27 protein-coding genes are annotated in these 24,493 nt (G+C 63.9%); 13 read left to right on the forward strand and 14 right to left on the reverse strand.

What is annotated here, in order from left to right; all coding sequences use genetic code 11:
• Positions 1-39: 39 nt before the first annotated feature.
• Both rnhB and ACLGL5_RS17520 read right to left on the reverse strand, forming a co-directional pair.
• Entirely contained in the window at positions 40-735 is a 696-nt protein-coding gene (gene rnhB / locus ACLGL5_RS17515; protein WP_019856927.1) for a ribonuclease HII, read from the reverse strand.
• Positions 736-888: 153 nt separating this feature from the next.
• Positions 889-2,043, reverse strand: a complete 1,155-nt coding sequence (locus ACLGL5_RS17520) for a PA0069 family radical SAM protein (RefSeq protein WP_027046604.1) — start codon at positions 2,041-2,043, stop codon at positions 889-891.
• A gap of 150 nt (positions 2,044-2,193) precedes the next feature.
• On the opposite strand from ACLGL5_RS17520, the gene ACLGL5_RS17525 reads away from it, so the two are divergent.
• Positions 2,194-2,721, forward strand: coding sequence for a glycosyltransferase (locus tag ACLGL5_RS17525; protein ID WP_019856929.1), 528 nt, complete (start codon positions 2,194-2,196; stop codon positions 2,719-2,721).
• 143 nt (positions 2,722-2,864) lie between these two features.
• Positions 2,865-3,839 carry a hypothetical protein gene (locus tag ACLGL5_RS17530; protein WP_069091655.1) on the forward strand — a complete coding sequence of 325 codons (975 nt, stop codon included), beginning with the start codon at positions 2,865-2,867 and terminating at the stop codon, positions 3,837-3,839.
• Positions 3,840-3,870: 31 nt separating this feature from the next.
• Here the strand turns inward: ACLGL5_RS17530 and moaB are convergent, their stop codons facing one another.
• The 6 genes from moaB to ACLGL5_RS17560 form a co-directional block, all read right to left on the reverse strand.
• Positions 3,871-4,416 carry a molybdenum cofactor biosynthesis protein B gene (moaB, locus tag ACLGL5_RS17535; RefSeq protein WP_064983060.1) on the reverse strand — a complete coding sequence of 182 codons (546 nt, stop codon included), beginning with the start codon at positions 4,414-4,416 and terminating at the stop codon, positions 3,871-3,873.
• A 1-nt stretch (position 4,417) separates the two neighbouring features.
• A complete protein-coding gene (locus tag ACLGL5_RS17540) occupies positions 4,418-5,305 on the reverse strand; it encodes a 4-(cytidine 5'-diphospho)-2-C-methyl-D-erythritol kinase (RefSeq protein ID WP_069091656.1) in 888 nt (295 codons plus the stop codon).
• A gap of 26 nt (positions 5,306-5,331) precedes the next feature.
• Positions 5,332-5,517, reverse strand: coding sequence for a membrane protein (locus ACLGL5_RS17545; protein WP_019856933.1), 186 nt, complete (start codon positions 5,515-5,517; stop codon positions 5,332-5,334).
• A 140-nt stretch (positions 5,518-5,657) separates the two neighbouring features.
• Positions 5,658-6,518: a S49 family peptidase gene (locus ACLGL5_RS17550; RefSeq protein WP_019856934.1), complete on the reverse strand. Its 861-nt coding sequence runs from the start codon at positions 6,516-6,518 to the stop codon at positions 5,658-5,660.
• A 79-nt stretch (positions 6,519-6,597) separates the two neighbouring features.
• Complete coding sequence (locus tag ACLGL5_RS17555; RefSeq protein WP_069091657.1) at positions 6,598-7,413, reverse strand: tRNA1(Val) (adenine(37)-N6)-methyltransferase; 816 nt, start codon at positions 7,411-7,413, stop codon at positions 6,598-6,600.
• Positions 7,413-7,637 carry a putative signal transducing protein gene (locus tag ACLGL5_RS17560; protein ID WP_027041409.1) on the reverse strand — a complete coding sequence of 75 codons (225 nt, stop codon included), beginning with the start codon at positions 7,635-7,637 and terminating at the stop codon, positions 7,413-7,415. The genes ACLGL5_RS17555 and ACLGL5_RS17560 overlap by 1 nt, the downstream gene beginning before the upstream one ends.
• A 205-nt stretch (positions 7,638-7,842) precedes the next feature.
• Here ACLGL5_RS17560 and ACLGL5_RS17565 point away from each other — a divergent pair, with 205 nt between their 5' ends.
• The 5 genes from ACLGL5_RS17565 (at position 7,843) to ACLGL5_RS17585 (ending at position 12,810) form a co-directional block, all read left to right on the forward strand.
• Positions 7,843-8,859 (forward strand): polyprenyl synthetase family protein, encoded by a 1,017-nt coding sequence (locus ACLGL5_RS17565; RefSeq protein ID WP_019856937.1) that lies wholly within the window; start codon positions 7,843-7,845, stop codon positions 8,857-8,859.
• A gap of 108 nt (positions 8,860-8,967) precedes the next feature.
• Positions 8,968-9,636, forward strand: a complete 669-nt coding sequence (locus tag ACLGL5_RS17570) for a GntR family transcriptional regulator (protein ID WP_019856938.1) — start codon at positions 8,968-8,970, stop codon at positions 9,634-9,636.
• A gap of 187 nt (positions 9,637-9,823) precedes the next feature.
• The gene (locus tag ACLGL5_RS17575; RefSeq protein ID WP_027046607.1) at positions 9,824-10,417 is read left to right on the forward strand and encodes a biotin transporter BioY; all 594 of its coding nucleotides are present in this window, start codon (positions 9,824-9,826) and stop codon (positions 10,415-10,417) included.
• Positions 10,414-10,851: a DUF1284 domain-containing protein gene (locus ACLGL5_RS17580; RefSeq protein WP_064983053.1), complete on the forward strand. Its 438-nt coding sequence runs from the start codon at positions 10,414-10,416 to the stop codon at positions 10,849-10,851. The genes ACLGL5_RS17575 and ACLGL5_RS17580 overlap by 4 nt, the downstream gene beginning before the upstream one ends.
• A 183-nt stretch (positions 10,852-11,034) precedes the next feature.
• Entirely contained in the window at positions 11,035-12,810 is a 1,776-nt protein-coding gene (locus tag ACLGL5_RS17585) for a tetratricopeptide repeat protein (protein WP_027046608.1), read from the forward strand.
• Positions 12,811-12,920: 110 nt separating this feature from the next.
• Here ACLGL5_RS17585 and ACLGL5_RS17590 read toward each other — a convergent pair whose 3' ends face one another.
• A complete protein-coding gene (locus tag ACLGL5_RS17590; protein ID WP_069091658.1) occupies positions 12,921-13,382 on the reverse strand; it encodes a GNAT family N-acetyltransferase in 462 nt (153 codons plus the stop codon).
• Between the two features lie 204 nt (positions 13,383-13,586).
• Between ACLGL5_RS17590 and ACLGL5_RS17595 the strand changes: the two genes are divergently transcribed.
• Positions 13,587-14,531, forward strand: a complete 945-nt coding sequence (locus ACLGL5_RS17595; RefSeq protein WP_064989496.1) for a glycine--tRNA ligase subunit alpha — start codon at positions 13,587-13,589, stop codon at positions 14,529-14,531.
• Between the two features lie 3 nt (positions 14,532-14,534).
• Here the strand turns inward: ACLGL5_RS17595 and ACLGL5_RS17600 are convergent, their stop codons facing one another.
• Positions 14,535-14,711 (reverse strand): hypothetical protein, encoded by a 177-nt coding sequence (locus ACLGL5_RS17600; RefSeq protein ID WP_019856943.1) that lies wholly within the window; start codon positions 14,709-14,711, stop codon positions 14,535-14,537.
• 194 nt (positions 14,712-14,905) lie between these two features.
• Here ACLGL5_RS17600 and glyS point away from each other — a divergent pair, with 194 nt between their 5' ends.
• Both glyS and ACLGL5_RS17610 read left to right on the forward strand, forming a co-directional pair.
• Complete coding sequence (glyS, locus tag ACLGL5_RS17605; protein WP_069091659.1) at positions 14,906-17,284, forward strand: glycine--tRNA ligase subunit beta; 2,379 nt, start codon at positions 14,906-14,908, stop codon at positions 17,282-17,284.
• Positions 17,285-17,484: 200 nt separating this feature from the next.
• Positions 17,485-17,823 (forward strand): ATPase, encoded by a 339-nt coding sequence (locus ACLGL5_RS17610; RefSeq protein ID WP_069091660.1) that lies wholly within the window; start codon positions 17,485-17,487, stop codon positions 17,821-17,823.
• Between the two features lie 77 nt (positions 17,824-17,900).
• Here the strand turns inward: ACLGL5_RS17610 and ACLGL5_RS17615 are convergent, their stop codons facing one another.
• Together ACLGL5_RS17615 and ACLGL5_RS17620 are read right to left on the reverse strand one after the other, a co-directional pair.
• On the reverse strand, positions 17,901-18,290 hold the full coding sequence (locus ACLGL5_RS17615; protein ID WP_027046609.1) for a hypothetical protein: 390 nt from the start codon (positions 18,288-18,290) through the stop codon (positions 17,901-17,903).
• A gap of 182 nt (positions 18,291-18,472) precedes the next feature.
• Complete coding sequence (locus ACLGL5_RS17620; protein WP_064983046.1) at positions 18,473-18,874, reverse strand: hypothetical protein; 402 nt, start codon at positions 18,872-18,874, stop codon at positions 18,473-18,475.
• Between the two features lie 216 nt (positions 18,875-19,090).
• On the opposite strand from ACLGL5_RS17620, the gene ACLGL5_RS17625 reads away from it, so the two are divergent.
• The 3 genes from ACLGL5_RS17625 (at position 19,091) to ACLGL5_RS17635 (ending at position 22,257) form a co-directional block, all read left to right on the forward strand.
• On the forward strand, positions 19,091-20,044 hold the full coding sequence (locus ACLGL5_RS17625) for an L-threonylcarbamoyladenylate synthase (RefSeq protein ID WP_069091661.1): 954 nt from the start codon (positions 19,091-19,093) through the stop codon (positions 20,042-20,044).
• 31 nt (positions 20,045-20,075) lie between these two features.
• Positions 20,076-21,506, forward strand: a complete 1,431-nt coding sequence (locus ACLGL5_RS17630) for an FAD-binding oxidoreductase (RefSeq protein WP_069091662.1) — start codon at positions 20,076-20,078, stop codon at positions 21,504-21,506.
• A gap of 184 nt (positions 21,507-21,690) precedes the next feature.
• On the forward strand, positions 21,691-22,257 hold the full coding sequence (locus ACLGL5_RS17635) for a DUF6101 family protein (RefSeq protein ID WP_019856949.1): 567 nt from the start codon (positions 21,691-21,693) through the stop codon (positions 22,255-22,257).
• 196 nt (positions 22,258-22,453) lie between these two features.
• On the opposite strand, the gene ubiA is transcribed toward ACLGL5_RS17635, so the two are convergent.
• Together ubiA and ACLGL5_RS17645 are read right to left on the reverse strand one after the other, a co-directional pair.
• On the reverse strand, positions 22,454-23,437 hold the full coding sequence (ubiA, locus tag ACLGL5_RS17640; RefSeq protein ID WP_038652324.1) for a 4-hydroxybenzoate octaprenyltransferase: 984 nt from the start codon (positions 23,435-23,437) through the stop codon (positions 22,454-22,456).
• Positions 23,438-23,505: 68 nt separating this feature from the next.
• Positions 23,506-24,417, reverse strand: coding sequence for a LysR family transcriptional regulator (locus ACLGL5_RS17645; protein WP_069091663.1), 912 nt, complete (start codon positions 24,415-24,417; stop codon positions 23,506-23,508).
• Between the last annotated feature and the right edge of the window lie 76 nt (positions 24,418-24,493).

Genomic DNA, 24,493 nt, shown 5'->3' on the forward strand with positions numbered 1-24,493 from the left:
TCCGAACGAGAGCGGAGATCGCCCACTCGGCCAGTTTGCTCAATCGAGCTCTGCGAAGCTCTCTTCTTCGGTCACTTCCGCCCCGCCCAGTCTGAACGGCGCGAACGACACGCGGTGCAGCCGTGCAACCGGGCCATGCGCCTCGATCGCCGTGCGGTGGCGGGCCGTGGCGTAGCCCATATGGACCTCGAAGCCGTAGCGGTCGTGGTGGCTGCCGCAGCCGCACATCATGCGGTCGCGCATCACCTTGGCGACGATCGAGGCGGCGGCGATCGATTGCGAGCGCTGGTCGCCCTTGATCAAGGCGCGTCCGTCGCAGGGTAATCCAGGCGGCACGTCGCGTCCGTCGGCAAGCGCGAGCTTCGGTCGAACCGACAGCCCGACCAGAGCGCGGCGCATCGCCTCGAGGCTCGCCTTGAGGATGTTGCTGCCGTCGATGCCCTCGGCGCTGATCGAGGCCATCGAGACCGCTTGCGCGGAGCCGAGGATGCGCAGGAACAGCGCCTCACGCTGCAAATGGCTGAGCCGTTTGGAATCGTCGAGGCCTTCGGGGATGTTGGCTGGGTCGAGCACCACCGCTGCCGCGACCACCGGTCCAGCCAGCGGCCCTCGGCCAGCCTCGTCCATCCCGGCGACCGGCCAAAGCCCATCCGCCATCGCCTTCGTTTCGAAGGAGAAATCGGGTTTCTCGACGATTTCGAAGAGAAGCGGAGAATCGGAACGCGCGCGAGCCATGTTGCGGCGAGGTTCGCATCGGCTCCGATTCTCCGCAAGTCCCTCCGGGTCGGGTGGGGCGCCGGACCGGGAGGGCACCGTCTGCAGGCCGGGGCAGGCCGGACGGGATTTTGTGCGCCGTGGCAGCTCAAACCGCCGCGGCGAATTGCAGTCTCACAGCAGCATCAGCTGCTCCTGGTCCTTTCCGGCGGCGACGAACTGGTCGGTGCGCAGCGTGCGCCGTTCGGTATTGAGGCCAAGCCGTTTGGCGGTGATTTCGAAGCGGCGGCCGATCTGCCAGGCGTAGGGTCCAGCGCCCTTCATGCGCTTGCCCCATTCCGAATCGTAATCCTTGCCGTCGCGCATCGAGCGGATCAGCGACATCACGTGGCGGTAACGGTCGGGATAGTGGCGCAGCAGCCAGTCCTTGAAGATCGGGCTGACCTCCAGCGGCAGACGCAGCACGACGTAACCTGCCTCGCGCGCACCGGCGGCGTACGCCGAATCGAGGATCCGCTCCATCTCCTGGTCGGTGAGGCCGGGGATGATCGGCGCCACCATGACCGAAGCCGGAATGCCGGCGTCAGAAAGCTGCCGGATCGCTTCGAGCCGCTTGGTCGGCGTCGACGCGCGGGGCTCCATCGTCCTGGCCAGTATGCGGTCCATTGTCGTCACCGACAGCGCCACCTTGGCCAGCCCGCGTTCGGCCATGCGCGACAATATGTCGATGTCGCGCGTCACCAGAGCGGATTTGGTGACGATGCCGACCGGATGGCCGCGCGCTTCCAGCACTTCCAGGATCTCGCGCATGATCCGGTACTGTTTCTCGATCGGCTGGTAGGGATCGGTGTTGGTGCCGATGGCGATGGTGCGCGGCTGGTAGCCGTCCTTCGAAAGTTCCTTGTCAAGCAGCCGCGCCGCATCCGGCTTGGCGAACAGCTTGGATTCGAAATCCAGCCCCGGCGACAGGCCCATGAACGCATGCGTCGGCCGCGCGAAACAATAGACGCAGCCATGTTCACAGCCGCGATAGGGGTTGATCGACCGGTCGAAGGAGATGTCGGGCGATTCGTTGCGGGTGATGATGGTGCGCGGCTTCTCCACCTGCACCTCGGTCTTGAACGGCGGCAGTTCCTCCAGCGAACTCCAGCCATCGTCGAACACATGCCGGCTGACCGGTTCGAAGCGGCCGGACGGATTGATGCCCGCCGACCGTCCGCGGTTGCGGTCCGGACGGATGCGCATGCCACTCTGCTCGATCATCGCATTGGCCATTTCGGCTCGCCCTGCCCCGAAGGCTGCAATGTCGGCGCGCACGATCGGTTCCATCTTGGCCCGCTCCCAGGGACTGTCCATGTTGTTTCGAATCGCTCTGCTCATGAAATTATTCCTATTTTGCCGATGAGAACAAAGCAAGAACTTTTTATGCTGCGCCGCAAAAACTGGCGCTGTGCGCGGCTTTCCGCTATTCGGCTAAATATGCTCAGTGTTCTCATCGAAACCCGCAATGACGAGGAGGCTCTCGCCCGTACGCTCGGCTCGCTGATCGGCGGCGCGGTGGAGGGCGTGGTGCGCGACGTCATCGTCTGCGACACCGGCTCCACCGACCAGACGCATCATGTCGCCGAGCATGCTGGCTGCCACTACGTAGCAAGCGGCGGCATCGCCGCCGGGATAAGGCAGGCCAAGGGCGATTGGCTGCTGTTGCTGGAGCCGGGCGCGCGGCTGGTGGAGGGCTGGATCGACGCGGTCGTCGCCCACACGGCGAGGCAAACCATGGCGGCACGGTTTTCTCGCGCGCGCGGCAGCCGCGCGCCGTTCCTCGCCCGGGTCTTTTCGGGAAACCGCGCGCTCGCCGACGGGCTGGTGATCAGCAAGCGCCAGGCGGCGTCCCTGTCGAAAAACGCCGGCAGCGCCGAGGCGCTGGCGCGTGGCCTGGCGACGAAGAAGCTCGAAGCCGAGATCTGGGTGGCGCCGCCCAAGCAGCAGCCCCGGGCGCCGAAGTGATTTTTTGCACCTGCTCTGTTTATTGTGCATTGCACAAAATCTGACGCGAGGTTAGCCTTCCCGAGGTGGGTGAATTGGGTTTGGGTCATGCGAGTGGTGGGCACCGATGCGGCATCGGTGTCACCCTCATGGAAGAGGACCCGATGACCCTTTCAACGCCTGACGAATCCGGAGCCGCCAGTCTCGAGGCCATTGCGCGCAACGGCAGCCTGCTGCGGCGCATTGCCGTGCGCATTCCGACCTATCTCACGGACCTGCGCGAAAACCCTGCCTGGTTGCCGATGTTCATGCTCGCGCGCACCATGCCTGGGCGCCGGATGCATTGGCTGGGCGCAAAGCGCGCGCGTCCTGCCGACAATGTCGGGGATACGATGTTTTCCGGTGTCGCGCGGGCGGCGGTGGTCGATGCTTTGCGTTCCGACGGCCTGTTTTCAGGCCTGGTCCTGCCGCCGGCGATCCATGAAGAGATCGCGGATTTCGCGGGGCGCACGCCTTGCTTCGGCAATTTCGACCGCCGTCTCGAATTCATGCCGGGCGAGCATGCCCAGGCCGAGAAACGCCTGGGCCGCTCTCTGCTCAGCGGGCACTATTTCGAGCGCATCCTCGACTGCCCGGCCGCACTCGCCATACAGCGCGATCCGCTGCTTCTCGACATCGCCGCGCACTATCTCGGCGCTCAGGCGAAACTGATCACGACACGCGTCTGGTGGAGCTTTCCGACCGGCGAAGCCTCGGACGCCGACAAGAACCTTGCCTCGCTCGGCAAGTATCACTTCGACCTCGACGACTGGCGCATGCTGAAGTTCTTCTTCTACCTCAAGCCGGTCGACGCCGACACCGGGCCGCATGTCTATGTCAGGGGCAGCCACAGGCGCCGCGCCATCAAGCACCAGCTCACCCTGTTGGTCGGCCATCCCGCCCAGGAGGTGCTGGACGTCTATGGCGAGCAAAGTCCGGTAACGCTGACCGGCGAAGCCGGCCTCGGCTTCGTCGAGGATCCGTTCGGCTTCCACATGGGCACCGTGCCGGCGCGCACGCCGAGGCTGATGATGGAAGTCGGCTTCGGCGTCTCACGCCCCTCGCGCCGGCGCTTTCATGGTGAACCAGTCATCCGCTGAGGGCGGACTGTTGGAAGCGCAATTCCGCGTATTACTTCCCGCGCCGCAGATGCTCGTCCAGGCGCGGCATGATCTCGACGAAGTTGCAGGGCATGTGGCGGTAGTCGAGCTGCGCCTTGAGGATGCCGTCCCAGGCATCCTTGCAGGCGCCGGGCGAGCCCGGCAGCACGAAGACGAAAGTGGCGTTGACGACGCCGCCGGTTGCCCGGCTCTGGATCGTCGACGTGCCGATCTTGTCGTAGGAAATGCGGTGGAACACTTCGGAAAAGCCATCCATGCGCTTTTCGAAGATCGGCTCCAGCGCCTCCGGCGTCACGTCGCGCCCGGTAAAGCCGGTGCCGCCGGTGGTGATGACGACATCGATGGCCTTGTCGCGCGACCACGCCAGCACCGTATGGCGGATTTTGTCGCGGTCGTCGGTGACGATATCGCGGGCGGCCAGTATGTGGCCGGCCTCGGTGATGCGGTTGGCCAGCGTCTGGCCGGATTTGTCGTCGGCAAGGCTGCGCGTGTCCGAAACCGTCAGCACCGCGATACGCACCGGAACGAACGAACGGCTCTCGTTGATCCCAGCCATTTCACTCAGCCTCCGATGACATGCTGCGCGTCGCCGCGACGAACCAGTCGGGCTGGCGGCTGCGGATTTCGGCCGCCGCGCGCTTGGCGACATTGCCGGTCTCGAACAGGCCGAAACAGGTCGCGCCTGATCCCGACATGCGTGAAAAGCCTGATCCGGCCTTATCAAGCCATGACAGCGCGCGGCCTATGGCGGGCTGCAGCGCAAGCGCAACTGGCTCCAGATCATTGCGGGTAATCTCCAGCCAGTTGCGCAGGCTATGAAAATCGATGCTGCGCGGCAGCGGCGGCAGGGGCTCGTTGTCGCGGCGTGACAGGGCCGCGAAGACATCCGCCGTCGAGACCGGCGTGCCCGGATTGACCAGCACCAGTCCCAGCGCCGAAAAGTCCGGCACCATCGACAGCTCGTCACCAATGCCGCGCGCCACCAGCGGCTTTGCCGCCAGACACATCGGCACGTCGGCGCCAAGCGAAAGGCCGATCCGCGCCAGGCCGGCGTCGTCCATGTCCGGGGCCCATGCCTGCGCCAGTCCGCGCAACACGGCCGCCGCATCGCTCGACCCGCCGCCGACGCCGGAGGCAACCGGCAGGTTCTTTTCCAGCTTTATCGAGACGGGCGGAGTTCGCCCGGAGCCAACCTCTCGCCGCAAGGCATCGCGCGCCTTGAGCACAAGATTGCTGGCGTCGAGGGGAACCGCTGGCGCGTAGCGGCCGGACACGGCGAAATCGTCGCTATCGGCGAGCGCGATCTCGACCCTGTCGCCGAAGCGCGTGAACACCGCCAGGCTTTCGATCAGGTGATAGCCGTCAGCACGCCTGCCGGTGACATGCAGCGCCAGATTGATCTTGGCGTGCGCGTGCCAGGTGCGCGAACCGATCTCGGTGTCCACGGCGTCAGTCGTATGGGGGATGATGCTCAGTCCTTGGCCAGCCGGTATTCGCCGGTCTTCGGGTCCTTGACCAGCGTTCCCATCGCGCCATTGGCCGCCTGCTTTTCGGTGCGCCGTACCTTGGCCGTCACACGCTCCGCTTCCCGGATGAAGGTGCGGTAGCCGAAATAGGCGGCGGCGCCAACGACGGCGAAGAAGATGATCTGCGGCATGTCACAACTCCTACCACGCTGGGCCGGCGAAGGCGGCCGGTCGGGTCGGTTGATGCATGTCGCCCAAAACTGTGTCCGGTGTTGGGAAAACGGCATGCATAGGACTTCAAACCTTCATGCTAGACGCTTTTGCGCGGTTTTCAAAGCCCGAAGCGAGCCCACAATGCGCGCTCTTCCGCCGCATCGATGACGCCGCTGGCGGCAGCGGCGGCGATATCGGGCGCTGAAAAGCCCTTGCTCGAGCCGAACAGGCCGAAACGGCCGAGGAAACCGCGCGGCGCGGTGATCAGCCTGAGCTGGGTCTTCGCGCCGAACCGGGTCTTCAGCACCGTGCGCATGTCGCCGAGCGCATCGACGAGGCCGAGCTCCAGACCCTTCTTGCCGGTCCAGAACAGGCCGGTGAACAGATCTGGATCGTCCTTCAGCTTCGTGCCGCGCCGCTCCTTGACCAGATCGATGAAGGTTTCATGCACCTCTAGCTGCAGCGCCTTCAGCCGCTCGACGTCCTCCTTCTTCTCGGGCTTGAACGGATCGAGCACCGCCTTGTTCTGGCCGGCGGTGTGGACACGGCGTTCGACGCCGATCTTCTTCATCAGTTCGGGAAAGCCGAACGAGGCCGAGACCACGCCGATGGAGCCGACGATGGAGGAAGGATCGGCAAAAATCTCGTCGCCGGCGACCGCGATCATGTAGCCGCCCGAGGCCGCGACATCCTCGACGAAGATCAGCACCTTTTTGTTCTTTTCAACCGCCAGGTCGCGGATGCGCTTGAAGATCAGCCGCGACTGCACCGGCGAGCCGCCGGGCGAATTGATCGAGATGGCGACCGCCGGCGCATCGAAGGAAAACGCCTTTTCGATGAGGCCGGCCGTCGAGGCCAGCGACAGATTCTGCCGGAACTGACCGCCGGCCATGATCGTGCCATGCAGCCGGATGACCGGAATGGTGACGACGGTGGAGCGCCAGGATTTCGGCAGCAGGCGGTTGAAAAGGCGTTTCACGAGGGCGTGGTCTCCGGTCGATCGGTTGCAGGCATGTAGGGATTTCCCGGCCAACGGCAATGCGGCGGCCAAGAATAGCTCAATCTCCAAACAGCGAGGCGAGACCGTTGGCAATCATTTCGCTTCGCTCGTCGGGGCCGTTGCCCGATTGCGCGTGCAGCATCAAAGGCGGACGGATGGCGAGCTTTCCCCGCGCACCGAGCGCTGCCCGCACGATGATACGGATCGCCGCTGCGTCGGGGCGAGGGTGCACGGCCAGCATCTCGGCATCGCCGAAACGGCCCGACATCGCGTCGAGAATGGCGCCGAGCTGTTCGGGACGCGCGATGACGGCAAGCCCGCCGCGCGGCCTGACCACCGCCGCCGCACTGCGGATCCAGCTTTCGAACAGCCCGTCCTCCATGACATGGGCTTCCTTTCGCAGCCGGTCCGGCGTGGCGCGGTCCCGGGCGGCGTTGAAGGGCGGGTTCATGATGACGAAGTCGAAATCATTGTCGGCCAGACCGACCGCCACCCGGGCCCGGCCTGAAACCGTGACGTCGGCGACGAGCACGGATGCGCGATCGCTGAGATGCGCATTGCCGGGGTGAGCAAGGGTGGCCGATGCGAAGGCGGCCATTTCCGGCGCGCGTTCGACCAGAACGGCCTGGGCAGCCGGGCAGCGCGACAGCACCGCCAGGCCGGCAGCGCCGGCGCCGGCGCCGAAATCGGCGAGACGTCCGCCAAAGACGGACGGCACCGACGCCGCAAGCATCATCGCATCCATGCCGGCGCGATGGCCGCCATGCTTGGGCTGCACCAGCCAGAACCGGCCGCGATGGAAGGCATCGACCGTATGGGCCGGCGTGTCCGGGCCAAGGGTGTCAAGGGCAGGGGCGGCTGGCGCGGCCGACATTATTTTGTGCGGATCTCGTTGGCGATGCCGGCATCCCTGAGGATGCGACGTGCGGCATCGGCCTGGTCGGCGTCGACCATGACGCGCTTCTGCAAAAGACCGATCGACCCTTCGAGAATGCTCATATTCTGATCGGCGACAAAGCAGGCGATACCGGCGTCGCGCATCAGCGATTCGACGAAGGAGATGATCACGGCATCGTTGGTACGGACAAGTTCTATCATCATATGAAACTCGCAGTTTGCGTCATTGATGTAAACGGGCAGGGGATTTCCGTGGCGGAGCCTCGCTCCCTCCCGTGCCGGTTGACAGGCTGTCGCCGGCGCCGCGCCAATTCGCCACTTGCCGTGGCCGTGTCCGCCGCCCTAGAGTCTGGATAGGGATTAAGGGTGCCGTCGCACGCGTTACAACAAGACGGGAGTGATTGTCGTGGGTGTCGTTCTCAACATCGAAAACGGGAAGCGGGAGCCCGCCTCCATCAAGGATCTGATCGATCTGACGGCGGCCGATATGGGACGCGTCAACGAATTGATCCTGTCCAAGGCCGGCTCCGACGTCGAGATGATTCCGGAGGTCGCCAACCATCTGATCTCGTCCGGTGGCAAGCGGCTCAGGCCGATGCTGACGCTCGCCGCCGCGCAGATGTTCGGCTATGCCGGCGAAGGCCATGTCAAACTCGCCACCTCGGTCGAGTTCATGCACACCGCGACTTTGCTGCACGACGACGTCGTCGACGAGAGCGGCATGCGCCGTGGCAAGAAGACCGCCCGCATGATCTGGGGCAACCAGGCAAGCGTGCTGGTCGGCGATTTCCTGCTTGGCCAGGCCTTCCGCATGATGGTCGATGTCGGCTCGCTCGAAGCGCTCGACATCCTGTCGAGCGCCGCCTCGATCATCGCCGAGGGCGAGGTCATGCAGCTCGCCGCCGCCAAGAACCTTGAAACCACCGAGGACGAGCACTTCGCCGTCATCAAGGCCAAGACAGCCGCGCTGTTTTCGGCCGCCGCCGAAGTTGGACCGGTCATCGCCCAGGCAACGCGTAATGATCGCGCTGCACTGCGCTCTTACGGCATGAATCTCGGGCTCGCCTTCCAGCTCATCGACGATGCGCTGGATTATGGCGGCACCAGCAAGGATTTGGGCAAGAATGTCGGCGACGATTTCCGGGAGGGCAAGGTGACCCTGCCGGTCATCCTCGCCTACCGGCGCGGCACCAAGGCCGAGCGCACCTTCTGGAAGCGCGCCATCGAGGACAATGTCGTCGACGACGCGGGTCTGGAAAAGGCGATCGGCCTGATGACTCGTCACGGCGCCATCGCCGACACGATCGGCCGCGCCCGTCATTTCGGCGAGATCGCCCGCGACGCTCTGGCGCCGCTCGAAGAAACGCCGCAGAAATCGGCGCTGATCGACGTCATCGATTTCTGCATCAGCCGGGTGAACTGAGAAGGCCGACCTTTCGCCGAATTTCCCCTCGCTTTGTACTGGGGAGAACCTTGGCGAACACGGCTTCGCCGTCTCGACAAGGTGCCTTGCCGCAAATATCTATAAAACATGGCAAAGGGCACGGACGACACCATCGCGGTGCGCATCAGCAAGGCGCTGGCGGACCGCATCATCTCGGGCGCGATCGAGCCTGGAGCGCGGCTGCGCCAGGATCATGTCGCCGAGGAATTCAACACCAGCCATGTTCCGGTGCGCGAGGCCTTCCGCCGTCTGGAGGCGCAAGGCCTGGCCGTCAGCGAACCGCGCCGCGGCGTGCGCGTCGCGGCTTTTGATCTCGGCGAGGTCAAGGAGGTCGCCGAAATGCGGGCCGCCCTCGAAGTGCTGGCGCTGCGCCACGCCGCGCCGCATCTGACGTCAGCCATTCTCGATCTCGCCGAGGAGGCGACCAAGGCAGGCGACAAGTCCCGCGACGTCCGATCCTGGGAGGAAGCCAACCGCGACTTTCACCGGCTGATCCTGGCGCCGTGCGGCATGCCGCGCCTGCTCGCCACCATCGACGATCTGCATGCGGCCAGCGCCCGCTTCCTTTTCGCGGCATGGCGATCGGAGTGGGAAACGCGTACCGATCAGGACCATCGGGCGATCCTGACCGCCTTGCGGCAGGGAAATACCGAATCGGCCGCGGCGACATTGGGTCGGCATGTCCAGTGGATTGGCCGCAAGCCGGTCAAGACGGCGTCCGGCGCGACGCGTGAAGCCTTCGCGATCGTTGGTTGATGCCTGTCACCCAAAAGTGGCCCTCAATTTGGGGCGACATCCACAAAGCAATGGCCTGAAGCACATCGCGACGCAGTTCAGACGCTCTTTGTCGTGGGAAGGCTTGCTATGTCGCGAGAAATGTGGATTCGATAATAGATCGAAAATAGAAATTATCTATAATTTCAAATCGACCGAAGGGACCCTCATGACAGACATCGCATTCACGCCCCGCAAGCCGTCCTTCAGCCCGCTTCGGCTTCAGGACCGCTCGCTCGCCTGGCAGGTCGGAGCCGTCGTGCTTGGCACGCTGTTCCTGGCGCTGTCTTCCTACATCGAAGTGCCGATGGTGCCGGTTCCCGTAACCATGCAGACCTTCGCGGTGACGCTGATCGGTGCGCTCTATGGCTGGCGGCTTGGCGCGGTCACTATCGCGGCATGGCTTGTCGAGGGCGCTGCCGGCTTTCCGGTGCTGGCTGGAGGTGCCGCCGGCGTCGCGCATTTCGTCGGGCCGACCGGCGGCTATCTCTTCGCCTTCCCGATCACCGGCGCCCTGGTCGGCTGGCTGGCCGAACGCGGCTGGAACGGCAACAGGGTGGTGCTTGCCTTTGCCGCCATGCTGCTCGGCAATCTTGCCTGCCTGGTGCTCGGTACCGCATGGCTTGCCGTCATGATCGGCACTGAGAAGGCCATCACCTTCGGCTTCCTGCCCTTTATTGTCGGCGGCTTGCTGAAGTCGGCGCTTGGTGCGGCGACTCTGATGGCACTTCGCGGCGGCAAGGCGAAGCCGGCCAATCCGTGACGATCAGGCTGCGCGCCCATCATCTCCTTTGCCTGCTCACCTATGTGGGCAAGGGATACAGCCCCGCCTTCACCGTTAATTATGACGTGATCGCGGAGCGCCTGAGCGGGGGCGAGGACATCCTCCTCGTTTCCGGTCCTGACGACATCTGCGCGCCTTTGCTCGACGGGCCGGAGCCGCATTGCCGCAACGAGAGCGTCGTCGAACGGGACCGGCTTGCCGCACGCGATGTCGGGGATGTTTTGGCCCTGCCAATCCAGCCCGGCGTCCGCCTCGATCTCGACGCGGCAATCCTGGCGCGGCTGCGACAGGCGTTCTCCGTTGGTGGCGTGCGCAAGGCTTGCGGCGGCTGCGAGTGGAGCGAGCTGTGCGGCGCGATTGCGGCCGGCGGCTTTGCCGAGACGAAGGTGCGGCGGCCCATCGTGCAGGACTGACCTTGACGCCGGCTTTTCCCCAGTCGAAAATCACCTTCAGCTATGGTTTGTTAATCGGCTGCCTCGATTGTGAATTTCAGGCGGATTGAAGCGCGACCCCAAAAAGGCCATGCTTTGCCCGGAAAGATCGAGTCTACGTCGATCCCGCTGACGCGGAGATGGCGCCTGGCTGAAAGGGATACGATGCAGCAAGGACGTGCGCGCTGGCTGACAAGGCTGGCAATTGTGACGGGCATGGCGATTTCGGCTTTGCCGGCCTATGCCAAGCAATCCACCGAACCGGTCAAGATCTCGTCGTTCTCGGGCGCCTATCTGGCAGCCCGGATCGCCGAAGGCGACAACGACCTCGACAGCGCCATCGCTTACTACAAGCAGGCCCTGGCCTTCGATCCGAGCGACACCGGCCTGCAGCAGAGCCTGATGCTGTCGCTGATCGCGCAAGGCCGCTTCGACGAATCCCTGGTCTATGCCGACAAGCTCAAGGAAGTGCCCGATGTCGAGCGCTTCTCGCGCCTGGCGCTGGCCGTCGATTCTTTCCACAAGAAGGATTTCACCAAGGCACAGTACTGGCTGAAGCTGTCACTGGAATCCGACCTTGACCGGCTGATCTCCGGCGTGATGTCCGGCTGGGCCGAACAGGGTGCTGGCCAAGCCGGCGACGCGATGGCTTCGATCGACAAGCTTCAGGGCCCGGACTGGTTCGGCCTGTTCAAATCCTTCCACCGCGCCCTGATCGCCGATGCCTCCAACATGCCCGAAAAGGCCGAGGCGATCTACGCCGCGACTATGCAGGATACCGCCGCCGGCGGTGCCGCGCCCGAAACCTGGATGCGCAACGCGCAGGCTTATGCTTCGTTCCTGGCCCGCAAGGGCGACAAGGCCAAGGCGATCTCGGTGCTCGACCAGGCCGAGGCGTTTTCGCCGGGTAAGCTCGAAATCGTCGCCTTGCGCGACAGGATCAGCAAGGGCGACAAGATCGCGCCCTTCGTTTCCGGTCCGTCCGACGGTGCTTCCGAAATCCTGCTCGACCTTGCCACCGCGCTCAACCGGGGCGGCGGCGAGCCGTTCGTTCGCCTTTATCTGCAATATGCGCTCGCCCTGCGGCCCGACAGCGACGCGGCTCTCGTGCAACTCGCCGCCGTCGCCGAGCAACTGAAGGACGGCGAGGGTGCCATAGCGCTCTATCGGCGGATTCCCGATTCTTCGCCGCTGAAGGAGCTTTCGGACCTGCAGCTTGGCCTCAACCTTGCCGATCTCGACCGCCATGACGAGGCGATCACTCATCTGAAGGCCTTCGTCGAGGCTCATCCCAACGACATGCGCGCCTATCTGGCGCTTGGCGGGGTCTATTCCTCGAAGGAGGATTTCCGCTCGGCCGCCAACCTCTACGACAAGGCCGTCGAGGCGCTGAAGACGCCGACCGCTGCCAACTGGAACATCTTCTACCAGCGCGGCATCGCCTATGAGCGGCTGAAGGAATGGCCGAAGGCCGAACCGAATTTCCGCAAGGCGCTGGAATTGCAGCCGGACCAGCCGCAGGTGCTGAACTATCTCGGCTATTCCTGGGTCGACATGAACACCAACCTGAAGGAAGGCCTGGCGATGATCCAGAAGGCCGTCGACCTCAGACCGAGCGACGGTTACATCGTGGATTCCCTGGGCTGGGCCTATTTCCGCCTCGGCCGCTTCGATGACGCGGTGCGCGAGATGGAACGCGCCGTATCGCTGAAGCCGGAAGATCCGGTTCTCAACGACCATCTCGGCGACGCCTACTGGCGCGTCGGCCGCAAGCTGGAAGCCACCTTCCAGTGGAATCAGGCCCGCGACCTCAAGCCCGATCCCGACGTGCTGGCCACCTTGCAGCAGAAGCTGATGAAGGGCCTGCCGCCGATCGAATCCAACACGGCGCAGGAGACACCCAAGGTCAAGCCCGAGCCGGTGCCTGTCCCGAAGGGCTGAGATCGGATGTTTGAATGCGAACGGGGCTTCTTTAGAAGCCCCGTTTTCGTTTCCAGTCTAGGGCTGTTGAGATTCAGGTCAGGCCGGCATCACCTGAATATCAGCAGACCCTAGAATAGCCTCCGGTAGACGACGAAGCCGGAGCGCTCGCCGACCTTGTCGTAGAGCTTCATCGCGGTCTGGTTGGTTTCGTGCGTCAGCCAATACACCCGCCCGGAGCCGGCGGCCTGCGCCCGCTCATAGACGCCTTCGATCAGCGCCCGGCCTATGCCTTTGCCACGCGAAGCCTCCTTGGTGAAAAGATCCTGCAGATAACAGTTCGGGGCGATCGCCGTCGTGCTGCGGTGAAAGAGATAGTGCACAAGGCCGAGGAGCTTTCCCTCGCTTTCGGCCACCAGCGCATGGACCGGTTCATAGGCATCGAAGAAGCGCGACCATGTCATCGCCGTGATTTCGCTCGCCAGCGCCGTCTCGCCGTAGCGGCCATAAAATGCGTTGTAACCGTCCCACAGCGGCAGCCACCGATCGAAATCCTGTCGCGTGACCAGGCGGACGATGATGGAACTCGGCATGGCTGGACCTATCGTCGTTGATGTGGACTGTAGGAACGAACAGACCTCAGGCCCCCGAGGTCGGCAATGGGCCAGCCCTCGGCAAACCTTCAACACCGCGCGGCATACCCATGGAGGCTCGCATCCGGCGTGCCCTTGCTTGACGCTTCGCCGCCGTGTCTCTAGGACGTGCCGGCAAGCTAGCCTTTGCTGTCGAGGCCACCCGTGACGATTGAAATCCCTGCCCATATGCACCCCAGCCGCTCGTTCCAGGGGCTGATCCTGACCTTGCACAATTACTGGGCGGCCTATGGTTGCGTCATCCTCCAGCCCTACGACATGGAGGTCGGCGCCGGCACCTTTCACCCGGCAACGACGCTGCGCGCGCTCGGGCCGCGTCGCTGGAACGCCGCCTATGTCCAGCCCTCGCGCCGCCCCAAGGATGGCCGCTATGGCGAGAACCCGAACCGGCTGCAGCATTATTACCAGTACCAGGTGATCCTGAAGCCGAACCCGCCGAACCTGCAGGAGCTCTATCTCGGCTCACTGGCGGCGATCGGCGTCGATCCTCTGCTGCATGACATCCGCTTTGTCGAGGACGACTGGGAGAGCCCGACGTTGGGCGCCTGGGGGCTTGGCTGGGAATGCTGGTGCGACGGCATGGAAGTCTCGCAGTTCACCTATTTCCAGCAGGTCTGCGGCATCGAATGCGCGCCGGTGGCGGGCGAACTGACCTACGGGCTGGAGCGGCTGGCCATGTATGTGCAGGGCGTCGACAATGTCTACGATCTCAACTTCAACGGCCGTGAGGGTGCCGACAAGGTGACCTATGGCGATGTCTTCCTGCAGGCCGAGCAGGAATATTCGCGCCACAATTTCGAATACGCCAACACGGCGATGCTGCTTAGGCATTTCGAAGACGCCGAGGCTGAGTGCAAGGCACTGCTCGAGGCCGGAGCGCCGGCGTCGAACGACAATCTGCCGATGCACAAGATGGTCTTTCCGGCCTACGACCAGTGCATCAAGGCCAGCCATGTCTTCAACCTGCTCGACGCGCGCGGCGTGATCTCGGTCACCGAGCGGCAGAGCTACATCCTGCGGGTGCGCAATCTGGCGAAGGCCTGCGGCGAGGCGTTTTTGAAGACGCAGGCGGGTGGATTGGCTGCCTGAGCTTCAGGCAGACCTCATCGTTTCGAGGGAAGCGTTGATCGGTGACAGGATCTGGCCGCTCGGGCCAGCCATTGTCCGCAATGCCTGCCGAACACCCGGCATCGAGAAGGCGCCATGGACCTGCGCGGTGAAGCAGGCGCTGAGCGCGAGGATCTGCAGAAGTCTGGATGCCGTTTTCATGGTCGTTCAGCCAATAGTTCCCTGCCTGAGCGTGGGTCGCTTCAGCGCTGCGTTCGGTTCATGGAAATCTTTGATCCAAGGACGGACTGGGGTGCCGCGTCCCGACAGGGCAGCCAAAATTTCCGGAAAGGGTGACAGCGGCCAGCCGAGTTGCTATGCCCCGCCCGGACCACTCTCCCGCATGAGCTGACCCTATGCCTGACCTGCTTCTAGAACTTCGCTCCGAGGAAATCCCCGCCCGCATGCAGCGCAAGGCGGCGGGTGATCTCAAGAAGATGCTGACCGACGGTCTGGTCGAGGCGGGGCTGACCTATGAGGCGGCGCGCGAATACTGGACGCCGCGGCGCCTGACGCTCGACATCAGGGGCCTGACGGCGCGCTCGAAGGACATCCGCGAAGAGATCAAGGGACCATCGACGACGGCGCCCGAGCAGGCGGTCCAGGGGTTCCTGCGCAAGGCGGGGCTGTCCTCGGTCGCCGAGGCGCATGTCCATTCCGACCCGAAGAAGGGCGACTTCTATGTCGCCCACATTTCGAAGCCGGGCAGGGCGGCCGAAGAGATCATCGCGGAACTGGTCCCGGGCATTATTCGCAATTTCCCCTGGCCGAAATCGATGCGCTGGGGGCCCGCCTCGGCCAAGCCAGGCTCGCTGCGCTGGGTGCGGCCGCTGCAATCGATCCTGTGCACCTTCGGCCCGGAAACCGAGGAGCCGGTCGTGGTCGATTTCGAGATCGACGGCATCCGCTCCGGCAACATCACCTACGGCCACCGCTTCCTGGCACCGGGCGAAATCACCGTACGCCGCTTCGACGATTATGTGAGCAAGCTGGAAGCGGCAAAGGTCGTGCTCGACGCCGACCGGCGCAAGGAGATCATCCTTGCCGACGCCCGCAACCTCGCTTTCGCCAATGGGCTCGATTTGGTCGAGGATGAAGGGCTGTTGGAGGAAGTGTCCGGTCTCGTCGAATGGCCTGTCGTGCTGATGGGCGAGTTCGAAGAGGATTTCCTCGCCATTCCGGCCGAGGTGATCCGGCTGACCATCCGCGCCAACCAGAAATGCTTTGTCACGCGCCCGCAAGGTGAAGGCGAAGCGCTGTCCAACCGCTTCATCCTCACCGCCAACATCGAGGCCAGGGACGGTGGCAAGGAGATCGCGCACGGCAACGGCAAGGTGGTGCGCGCCCGCCTCTCCGACGCGCTCTATTTCTGGACGACCGACCAGGGCGATCTGCCTGATCTGGGCCGGCTCGAAGCCTCGGCGAAAAAGTTTGACCTCGACCTGAAAAAGCCGCTCGACCAGCGCATGGCCCGGCTCGACCATCTCAATGTGACGTTCCACGCCAAGCTCGGCACACAAGGCGAGCGGGTTGAGCGGATCAGGCGGCTCGCCGAAGAACTGGCGCCGACCGTCGGTGCTGACCCGGCTCTCGCCGCTCGCGCGGCGGTTCTCGCCAAGGCCGATCTCACCACTGAAGTCGTCGGCGAATTCCCCGAATTGCAGGGCGCCATAGGCCGCAAATATGCGCTGCTCCAAGGCGAGCACCCGTCCGTGGCCGCGGCCATCGAGGAACATTACAAGCCGCAAGGCCCGTCCGACTACGTGCCGAGCGATCCGGTGTCGGTCGCCGTCGCGCTTGCCGACAAGCTCGATACGCTGGTCGGCTTCTGGGCCATCGACGAAAAGCCGACGGGGTCGAAGGACCCGTATGCTCTGCGTCGTGCGGCGCTGGGCGTGGTGAGGACCATTCTGGAAAACAAGCTCAAGCTTTCGCTGGGCGTTGCCATTGCGGCCGCGGTCTCGTCGGCCCTCGCTGTATACGAACAAAAAGGCGAAGGCGCAGACAGCCGTGGCGTGGTCGCGATGCTCGATTCCCGCATTCGCGATTACAAGGGGACAAGCCAGCTGTTGTCGGAATCAGGCCTGATTTCCAACTTGTTGAAAGGCGGGCTGGCCAACGCAAGTGCAGAAACTTTTGGCTCCGCCGATCAGGAGCGAGAGTTCTTCGATGGCCAGCGTCTGATGGAGCTGAATACATCGCTGTCGCCATTCATCGCCGACCTCGTTGCCTTCTTCCACGACCGCCTGAAAGTCTACCTCCGCGACCAGGGCGCCCGACACGACCTCATTGACGCCGTCATCACCCCACAGTCCGACGATCTCTTGCAGATCGTCCGCCGCGTCGAAGCGCTCGGCTCCTTCCTCGACACCGAGGACGGCAAGAACCTGCTTGCCGGCACCAAGCGCGCGGCCAACATCCTGGCCGCCGAGGAGAAGAAGAAAACGGCTGTCGCCGAAACCGTTGAGCCGGCTCTGTTCAAGGAGAATGCCGAGAAATTGCTTTTTTCGGCGGTGAATCAGGCCGAGAAGCAAGCCGGCGAAGCGATTCAAAACGAAGACTTTTCCGCCGCCATGCTGGCGCTTAGCGCGTTGCGCGAACCCGTTGATTCATTTTTTGAGCATGTTCTCGTGAATGATGAGGACTTGTCCGTACGTGCCAATCGTCTGGCGCTGCTCGCTCGCATCCGTGCGGCCACCGGTCAGGTCGCGGACTTCGCGAAAATCGCCGGCTGAGTAGCATGATCCAAAAAAGTTGGTGCCGGTTTTCTCGGACAAACGGTTTTCGTTTGTCCGGCGATCATGCTCAGATAAAAAGGCCGCAGGCCTGAGAAAAATAATATCTGCGAGCCGGTCGTTCGAGCCGGCTTACAGTCATATGACGATGATCTCTCCGTGGCAAAAGGGACATGTTCCCCAACCCAACGGAGGCTTCCATGAATTCCGATCACGACATCGAAGTGACTGAAGAAACCTCGGCCGCCGCCGAGGCGCTTGAATCCGCTTCCGAAACCGTCCTCGACCATGCCGCTGCCACGGCGGCCGATGCCGCCGATCACTCTGACGACGAGGAGGATAGCGACGAAGAAGAAGGCGACGACGAAGACGAAGACGGCGAAGAGTCTGACGAAGACGGCGCTGAAGCCGCCAAGCTCTCGGGCGATGACGACGAAGACGAGGACGACGCTGACGACGCCGTGAAGGCCGAAGGCGACGAAGAATCCGAAGACAGCGCGTCCGAGGAAGACGAGGACGACAAGGAAGAAGCGGCCTGAGATTTCAATCCGGCTCTGTCGAGAAGAAGGGCGGCGCATCGGCGCCGCCCTTTTTTATCCGTCTTCCCGGGCGCTTGTCAGTTCTCCAGGATGCTGACGCGCACGCTGTCCTCGTAGACGTCGACCTGGATCAGAGGTTCGCCATTGACGATGGCGCGCTTGGTCGACGAACTCATCGCGCCGGGACGTTCCAGCATGCGCTGCAGATCGGCGCGCTGGTCGTTGGTCCTGAACCAGGCATCACCCTCATCGTCGCTGTCGCGGCGATGGAATTTGTGCCAGTTGGCGCGGTCCTGCCGCACCATCTGCGCGGCGCTGTCCAGCGCATAGCCGTCGCTCGCCTGATGATCCCGATCGGAAATGCGCGCGACATAGGACCCCAGCATGTCATCGGCTTGCGCTGTACCGGCGCCCAGCAGCGATGCCAGCAGAAGCCCGGCCACGGTAACGGTCTTGGATAGTCTCATGATCAACCCCCTTTGAAACGACGAAGCTCGTCTGCCAGAGCCACCCCTTTTCCTGAATCGCTTGACCAAATTCAGGCGGCGGCTTCGAGCAGCCAGATATGCCGGCACGAACTCGCGCGACAATGGTGCGCAGGGCACCATCAAGCTGTCAACGAGCTGACTAGTCCAGCAATTCGTGGCCGCTACTTGACCTTGCCGACCCCGGGAACGGGCTTCGGTGCGGCTGCCGGTGCGGCCGGCTTCCTCTGCGTGCCCGACGCCGGAGCCGCCGAGGCGGTCGCCTGGGCCGGGGCCGGAGCCGCAGCGGTGGTCGCGGCTGGTGCCTTGGCTTGCGTCGGCGTCGAGAAATCGCCGCCGACGATGCCGCCGCGGATGATCATCGGGCTTGGCATGAAGCCGTGCCGTGCCTCGGGCGCGTTGGGGATCGCCGCAACCTTCTCATAGGTGACGTCGGGCTCGCCGAGCGCGACGACGGACACCACATCGCTTGCCTTGATATCAGCCGCCTTCAGCACCAGGATGGAGGGCGTCGCGGCCGGGGCGCCGGGAAAGACCAGGGACGAGGCCTGAGCTCCGCTGGCCATCGTGGCCAGAGTTATTCCCAGCAATACGCGCACAGACACTGATATAGCTCCCCTTGCCCAGAAGCTGCTCAATAGCAGGCCGGAATTGATGCCGGCTTTCGCACAAACATAGCATTTTAGGGATTGATAAATCGCCAAGACCTTCTCTTGCCGAACAGCCGGCTTGCCCAACAGCCGCCATCGTACTACGCAGCCGGCATCTGCGAGGTGACGAGAGTGGCTGAGATACTTGCCGTCGGCGAGGCGTTGGAGCGGGCGCTGGCTTTGCTTGAGGGCGGCGATGTCGTCGCCATCCCGACGGAAACCGTCTACGGGCTTGCCGGCGATGCCACCAACGGCATCGGCGTGGCGCGTATCTTCGAGGCCAAGGGGCGGCCGCGCTTCAATCCGCTGATTGCCCATGTCGCCGACATGGCCATGGCCGAGCGCATCGCCCTGTTCGATCCGCTGTCGAAGAAACTCGCGCAGGCGTTTTGGCCGGGTCCACTGACGCTGGTGCTGCCGCAGCGGCCTGGCAACGGCATCCATCCGCTGGTCACGGCCGGGCTCGACACGATCGCCTTGCGCATGCCGAGGGGCTTTGGCGGCAACCTGATCGCAAAGCTCGGCCGGCCGCTTGCCGCGCCCAGCGCCAATTCTTCCGGCAGGATCAGCGCGACCACGGCACAAGCGGTGGCGGCCGATCTCGGCGCCCGCATCAAGCTGGTCGTCGATGGCGGCGCGACGCCGGTCGGGCTGGAATCGACCATCGTCAAGGCCGAAGGGGCAGGAGTGCGCCTGCTCCGGCCCGGCGGCATTGCCGCCGAGGAGATCGAGGCGGCCATCGGCATGGAGCTGTTGCGCGGTGGAGGGGCGGGCATCGAGGCGCCAGGCATGCTCGCCTCGCACTATGCGCCAGGTGCTGCCATGCGGCTCAATGCCGGAATGGTCGGCGAGGGCGAAGCGTTGCTCGGCTTCGGCGGCAACCGGGCCGAAGGCTGGCGCAATGCTACAGCCTTCCTCAACCTGTCCGTATCAGGGGACCTGCGCGAGGCGGCGAGCAATCTTTTCGCCTATATGCAGGAACTCGATCGCAGCGGCGCGCGCACCATCGCTGTGGAGACGATTCCCTTCGGTGGGCTCGGCGAGGCCATCAACGACCGGCTCTCGCGTGCAGCCGCCCCCCGGTGACAACGCACACCCCACAACATAGTTTTGCCGCATGACCGAAATTTTGCAAAAACTCGATCCCGCTCTCATCGACCGCTTTGCAGCGATCGTCGGTGACAAATACGCGCTGCGCGATGAGCAGGACATCGCGCCCTATCTTATCGAGCGGCGCGGGCTCTGGCATGGCGCGACGTCGCTGGTGCTGCGGCCGGGCAGTGTCGACGAGGTCAGCCGCATCATGAGGCTGGCGACCGAGACCGGAACGCCGGTCGTGCCGCAAAGCGGCAACACCGGGCTGGTCGGCGCCCAGGTGCCCGACAGATCCGGTCGCGAGATCATCCTGTCGCTTTCGCGGCTGAACCGCATCCGCGAGATCGACGTCCTGTCCAACACGGTGACGGCGGAGGCCGGCGTCATTCTGCAGACGCTGCAGGAAGCGGCCGACGCCGCCGACCGGCTGTTTCCGCTGTCGCTCGCCGCGCAAGGCTCCTGCCAGATCGGCGGCAACCTCTCCTCCAACGCCGGCGGCACCGGTGTGCTTGCCTACGGCAATGCGCGTGAACTCTGCCTCGGTGTCGAGGTGGTGCTGCCGACAGGCGAGGTCTTCGACGATCTGCGCAAGCTGAAGAAGGACAACACCGGCTACGATTTGAAGGACCTGTTCGTCGGTGCCGAAGGCACGCTCGGCGTCATCACCGCCGCCGTGCTGAAGCTGTTCCCGAAGCCGAAGGGGCGTGAGGTCGCGTTCGCCGGCCTGTCGTCTGCCGAAGCGGCACTGTCGCTGTTCAGCCTGGCCATGGACCGCGCCGGCGCTTCGCTCACCGCCTTCGAATTGATCGGTAAGAGACCTTACGATTTCACACTCAGGCATGGTCAAGGTGTCGTGCGGCCGCTGGCCGACGACTGGCCCTGGTATGTCTTGATGCAGGTTTCCTCCGGCCGCTCGGAAGCCGATGGCCGGGAACTGATCGAGGAGGTGCTGGCGGATGGTCTCGAGCAAGGCATCGTTGGCGATGCGGTGGTCGCGGCCAGCCTTGCCCAGGGCGACGCTTTCTGGAATTTCCGCGAGACGCTGCCCGAATGCCAGAAGCCGGAGGGTGCCTCGATCAAGCACGATATTTCGGTGCCGATCGCATCGATCCCGCGCTTCATCGAAGAGGCGGCCGGCGCGGTGGCGTCGGTCAGCGCCGGCGCCCGCGTGGTCTGCTTCGGCCACATGGGCGACGGCAATCTTCACTATAACATCTCGCGGCCCGTCGATGGCGACGACGAGGCGTTTCTCGCCCTCTACCATCCTATGAACAAGGCGGTGCACGATGTCGTGCGCTCCTTCCACGGTTCGATCTCGGCCGAGCACGGCATCGGCCAGTTGAAGCGCGACGAACTGATCGCCACGGCGCCGCCGATGGCCATCGATCTGATGCGCCGGGTAAAGGCTGCCTTTGATCCCGCCGGCATCATGAATCCCGGTAAGGTTATCTGATCCTTTCAACATCTTGTGGCCGGTGGCATTCCGATAACCATCCCTGAGATCAGCAAAATTTAACCGACTTTCTTAAGCGCGGCGGTAAGGAGCCCGCGCTACTGTTTCCCCATAACGAGGCCGGGAAAACTGGCCCGGAGAGAACCGGACACCGGCTCTCAGGAGACAGACAGGAAGGCACTCTATGAACACCGGACTGAAGCCAGTCTGGGCGGGACGCAACATGCGCCTCGACCCATTCCGACTGCCCCAGATGGTCAGCTACGCCACGCGCGACGATTATGGCGACGTGACGTTCACCATCGACCACCGTGGCGCCGTGATCCGCCGCATGCTCGAGATGAGCGGCTTACCGGCGATCATCGCCCTGCCGGCCAATGCGTTCCGCGGCGTCGCCGCCCGCGCGATGGAGGATCCGGAAGGCAATGTCACGGTGACCCTGGAACTCCTGCACAATGATCCGATGCTGTCGGTGCCGCTGCTGGTGGCCGACGATCTCGACGATGTCGCCGCCGACTGGCGCGCCTGGGCCGATGCCTACCGCCTGCCGATGCTGTTGATCGAATCGGACGGCGTCGCCCGCACCCTGGAAGAATCGCTCGGCGCCGCCATCAAGACGCTGCCGCCGCAGGATCGCCGCAAGGGCCGCGTTTCCAACACGCGCCGCCCGCGCTTCCTTGCCCGCCGCAGGGCCGGCAACCTCGGTCTCAGGCTGGTCATCGACGGCCAGGAGATCATTTCACGCGACTAGCCTTCTTCTCCCCGTCACTATACGGGGCGAAGTGCCCGGCAGGGCGATGAGGGGCAGCGCCGACCTGAGTGTTTGGTCACTACCTTAAGACTTAGTTGAGTTGTGTCGCCGCTGAACCTCTCACCTCGAAGGTTGGCGCTGCCCCTCATCCGGCTGCCGCCACCTTCTCCCCGTATAGTGACGGCGAGAAGGAAGACTACACCAGCGGCTTCAGCGCCACCCACAATGCGCCGCCGATCAGGCCGAGGAAGATCAGCCAGCCGACCTGGTTGTTCGACCGGAACAGCCGCAGGCATTGGTCCGGATCGTTGATATCCAGAACCGCGATCTGCCGCGCCATGTGGGCGCCGGCGGCGATCAGTCCGGCGAGCGCTACAACGGGCGCCTGCGCCGAGGCGAAGGCGATGGCGAAGCAGATCAGGGTGCCGCCATAAAGCCCGGCCAGCCACGCCTTGGTGTTGTCGCCGAACAGCCGCGCCGTCGAGCGCACGCCGACAATGGCATCGTCTTCCTTGTCCTGGTGCGCATAGATCGTGTCGTAGCCGATCACCCACAGGATCGAGCCGATATAGAGCATGATGGCGGGGCCATCGAGATCGCCGAACTCGACCGCCCATCCCATCAGCGCGCCCCAGGAAAAGGCAAGGCCGAGAAACAATTGCGGCCAGTTGGTTATCCGCTTCATGAATGGATAGATAGCGACGATCGCCAGCGAGCAGATGCCGAGCAGGATGGCGAAGCTGTTGAACTGCAGAAGCACGGCAAGGCCGACCAGGGCCTGCAGGACAAGAAACAGCCAGGCCCGACGGCGTGTGGTCTGGCCCGACGGCAGCGGACGCGAGCGGGTGCGTTCGACCTGGTTGTCGATGCCTTCGTCGACGATGTCGTTATAGGTGCAGCCGGCGCCGCGCATGGCGATGGCGCCGACCAGGAACAGCACGAGATACAATGGCGCCGGCAGCAGCGAGAGCAGCGGGTCGCCGGGGCGGGGATAGGCGCTTGCCGCGAGCGCCGCCGACCACCAGCACGGCCACAAAAGCAATTGCCAGCCGATCGGCCTGTCCCATCTCGCGAGCTGCGCATAGGGCCAAACCGCGCGCGGCAGCACGCGATAGACCCAATGTCCGTTCGGTGCATCGGCAACACGGCCTTGAGCCGCTTTCGACTGGATAGGTTCCATGTCCATGGAGTGGCAGCAGCCGCGGAAACCGTCAAGCGGCAAGCGGCCGAGGGACGGCCGCCAACCCGTCACGACGCGAAGATGTCGCGCGTGGAAAACCAGGCCTTCGCCGTCTCGACAAATGCCAGTGCCGCGTTCGACACGCGCTGATGCGTGTCATAGGTCAGGATGATGCGTTGCATCGGCAGAGGATCCGACAGCGGCTTGCAGATCAGGGGCAGTCCATCATAGCTGCGGTCGCCGTGCGGGCGGGTGTAGCTGACGGCGACGCCAAATCCGTTCGCTACCATGCTGCGCTGGAGTTCGAACGAGCTTGTCGCCCTGTCGGCCACCGGCGAGAGGCCACGGCCACGGAACAGGTCGAGCATGTGCTGCCAGCTGTGCGGCTGGTCCGTCGTGATCAGCGGATAGGCCGCCAGATCCGCCAGGCTGACCTCGGGATAGTCCACCAGCGCATGACCTGCCGGCAGCAATGCATGCGGCCGCAGCTCGTGCAGCAGGATGCGGGCGAAATGCGCGGGCAGGCCAAGATCATAGCTGAGGCCGAGATCGATGGCGGCATCCGTCAGACGCCGCCCGAGCGTCTCGAACGTTTCGTCGCGAACGATCACCGTGACGTCTGGATGGCGTTCGGAAAAAGCGCGGATCAGACCCGGCGCGAAATAGGGCGCCAGATCCTCGAAACATCCAAGCACCAACTCGCCGCCGACGGCCGAATTGCCCGCCCCCAGGCTCATCAGTTCGTCGGTCTCGGCAAGAACCTGTTTTGCCTTGCCCACGACGACGCGGCCGAAGGAGGTCAGCGAGACGCCGCTGCCGCGCTGGCGCACGAACAGTTTTTGCCCGAAATCCTTTTCGATCGCGTCGATCGCCACCGAAATCGAGGGCTGCGAAATGTTCAACGCCCTGGCCGCGCCGGTGACGCTGCCGTGGCGGGCGACAGCGACCAGATAACGTAATTGGGTGAGGCTGATTCTCATAGTCTGATTCTATGTATCAGATGAGAAGTTATTATTTTACTGAATGAATGCGGGTTGCGATAGTCGTCCCGATCCT

It is taken from the genome of Mesorhizobium sp. U510, from assembly GCF_059180695.1.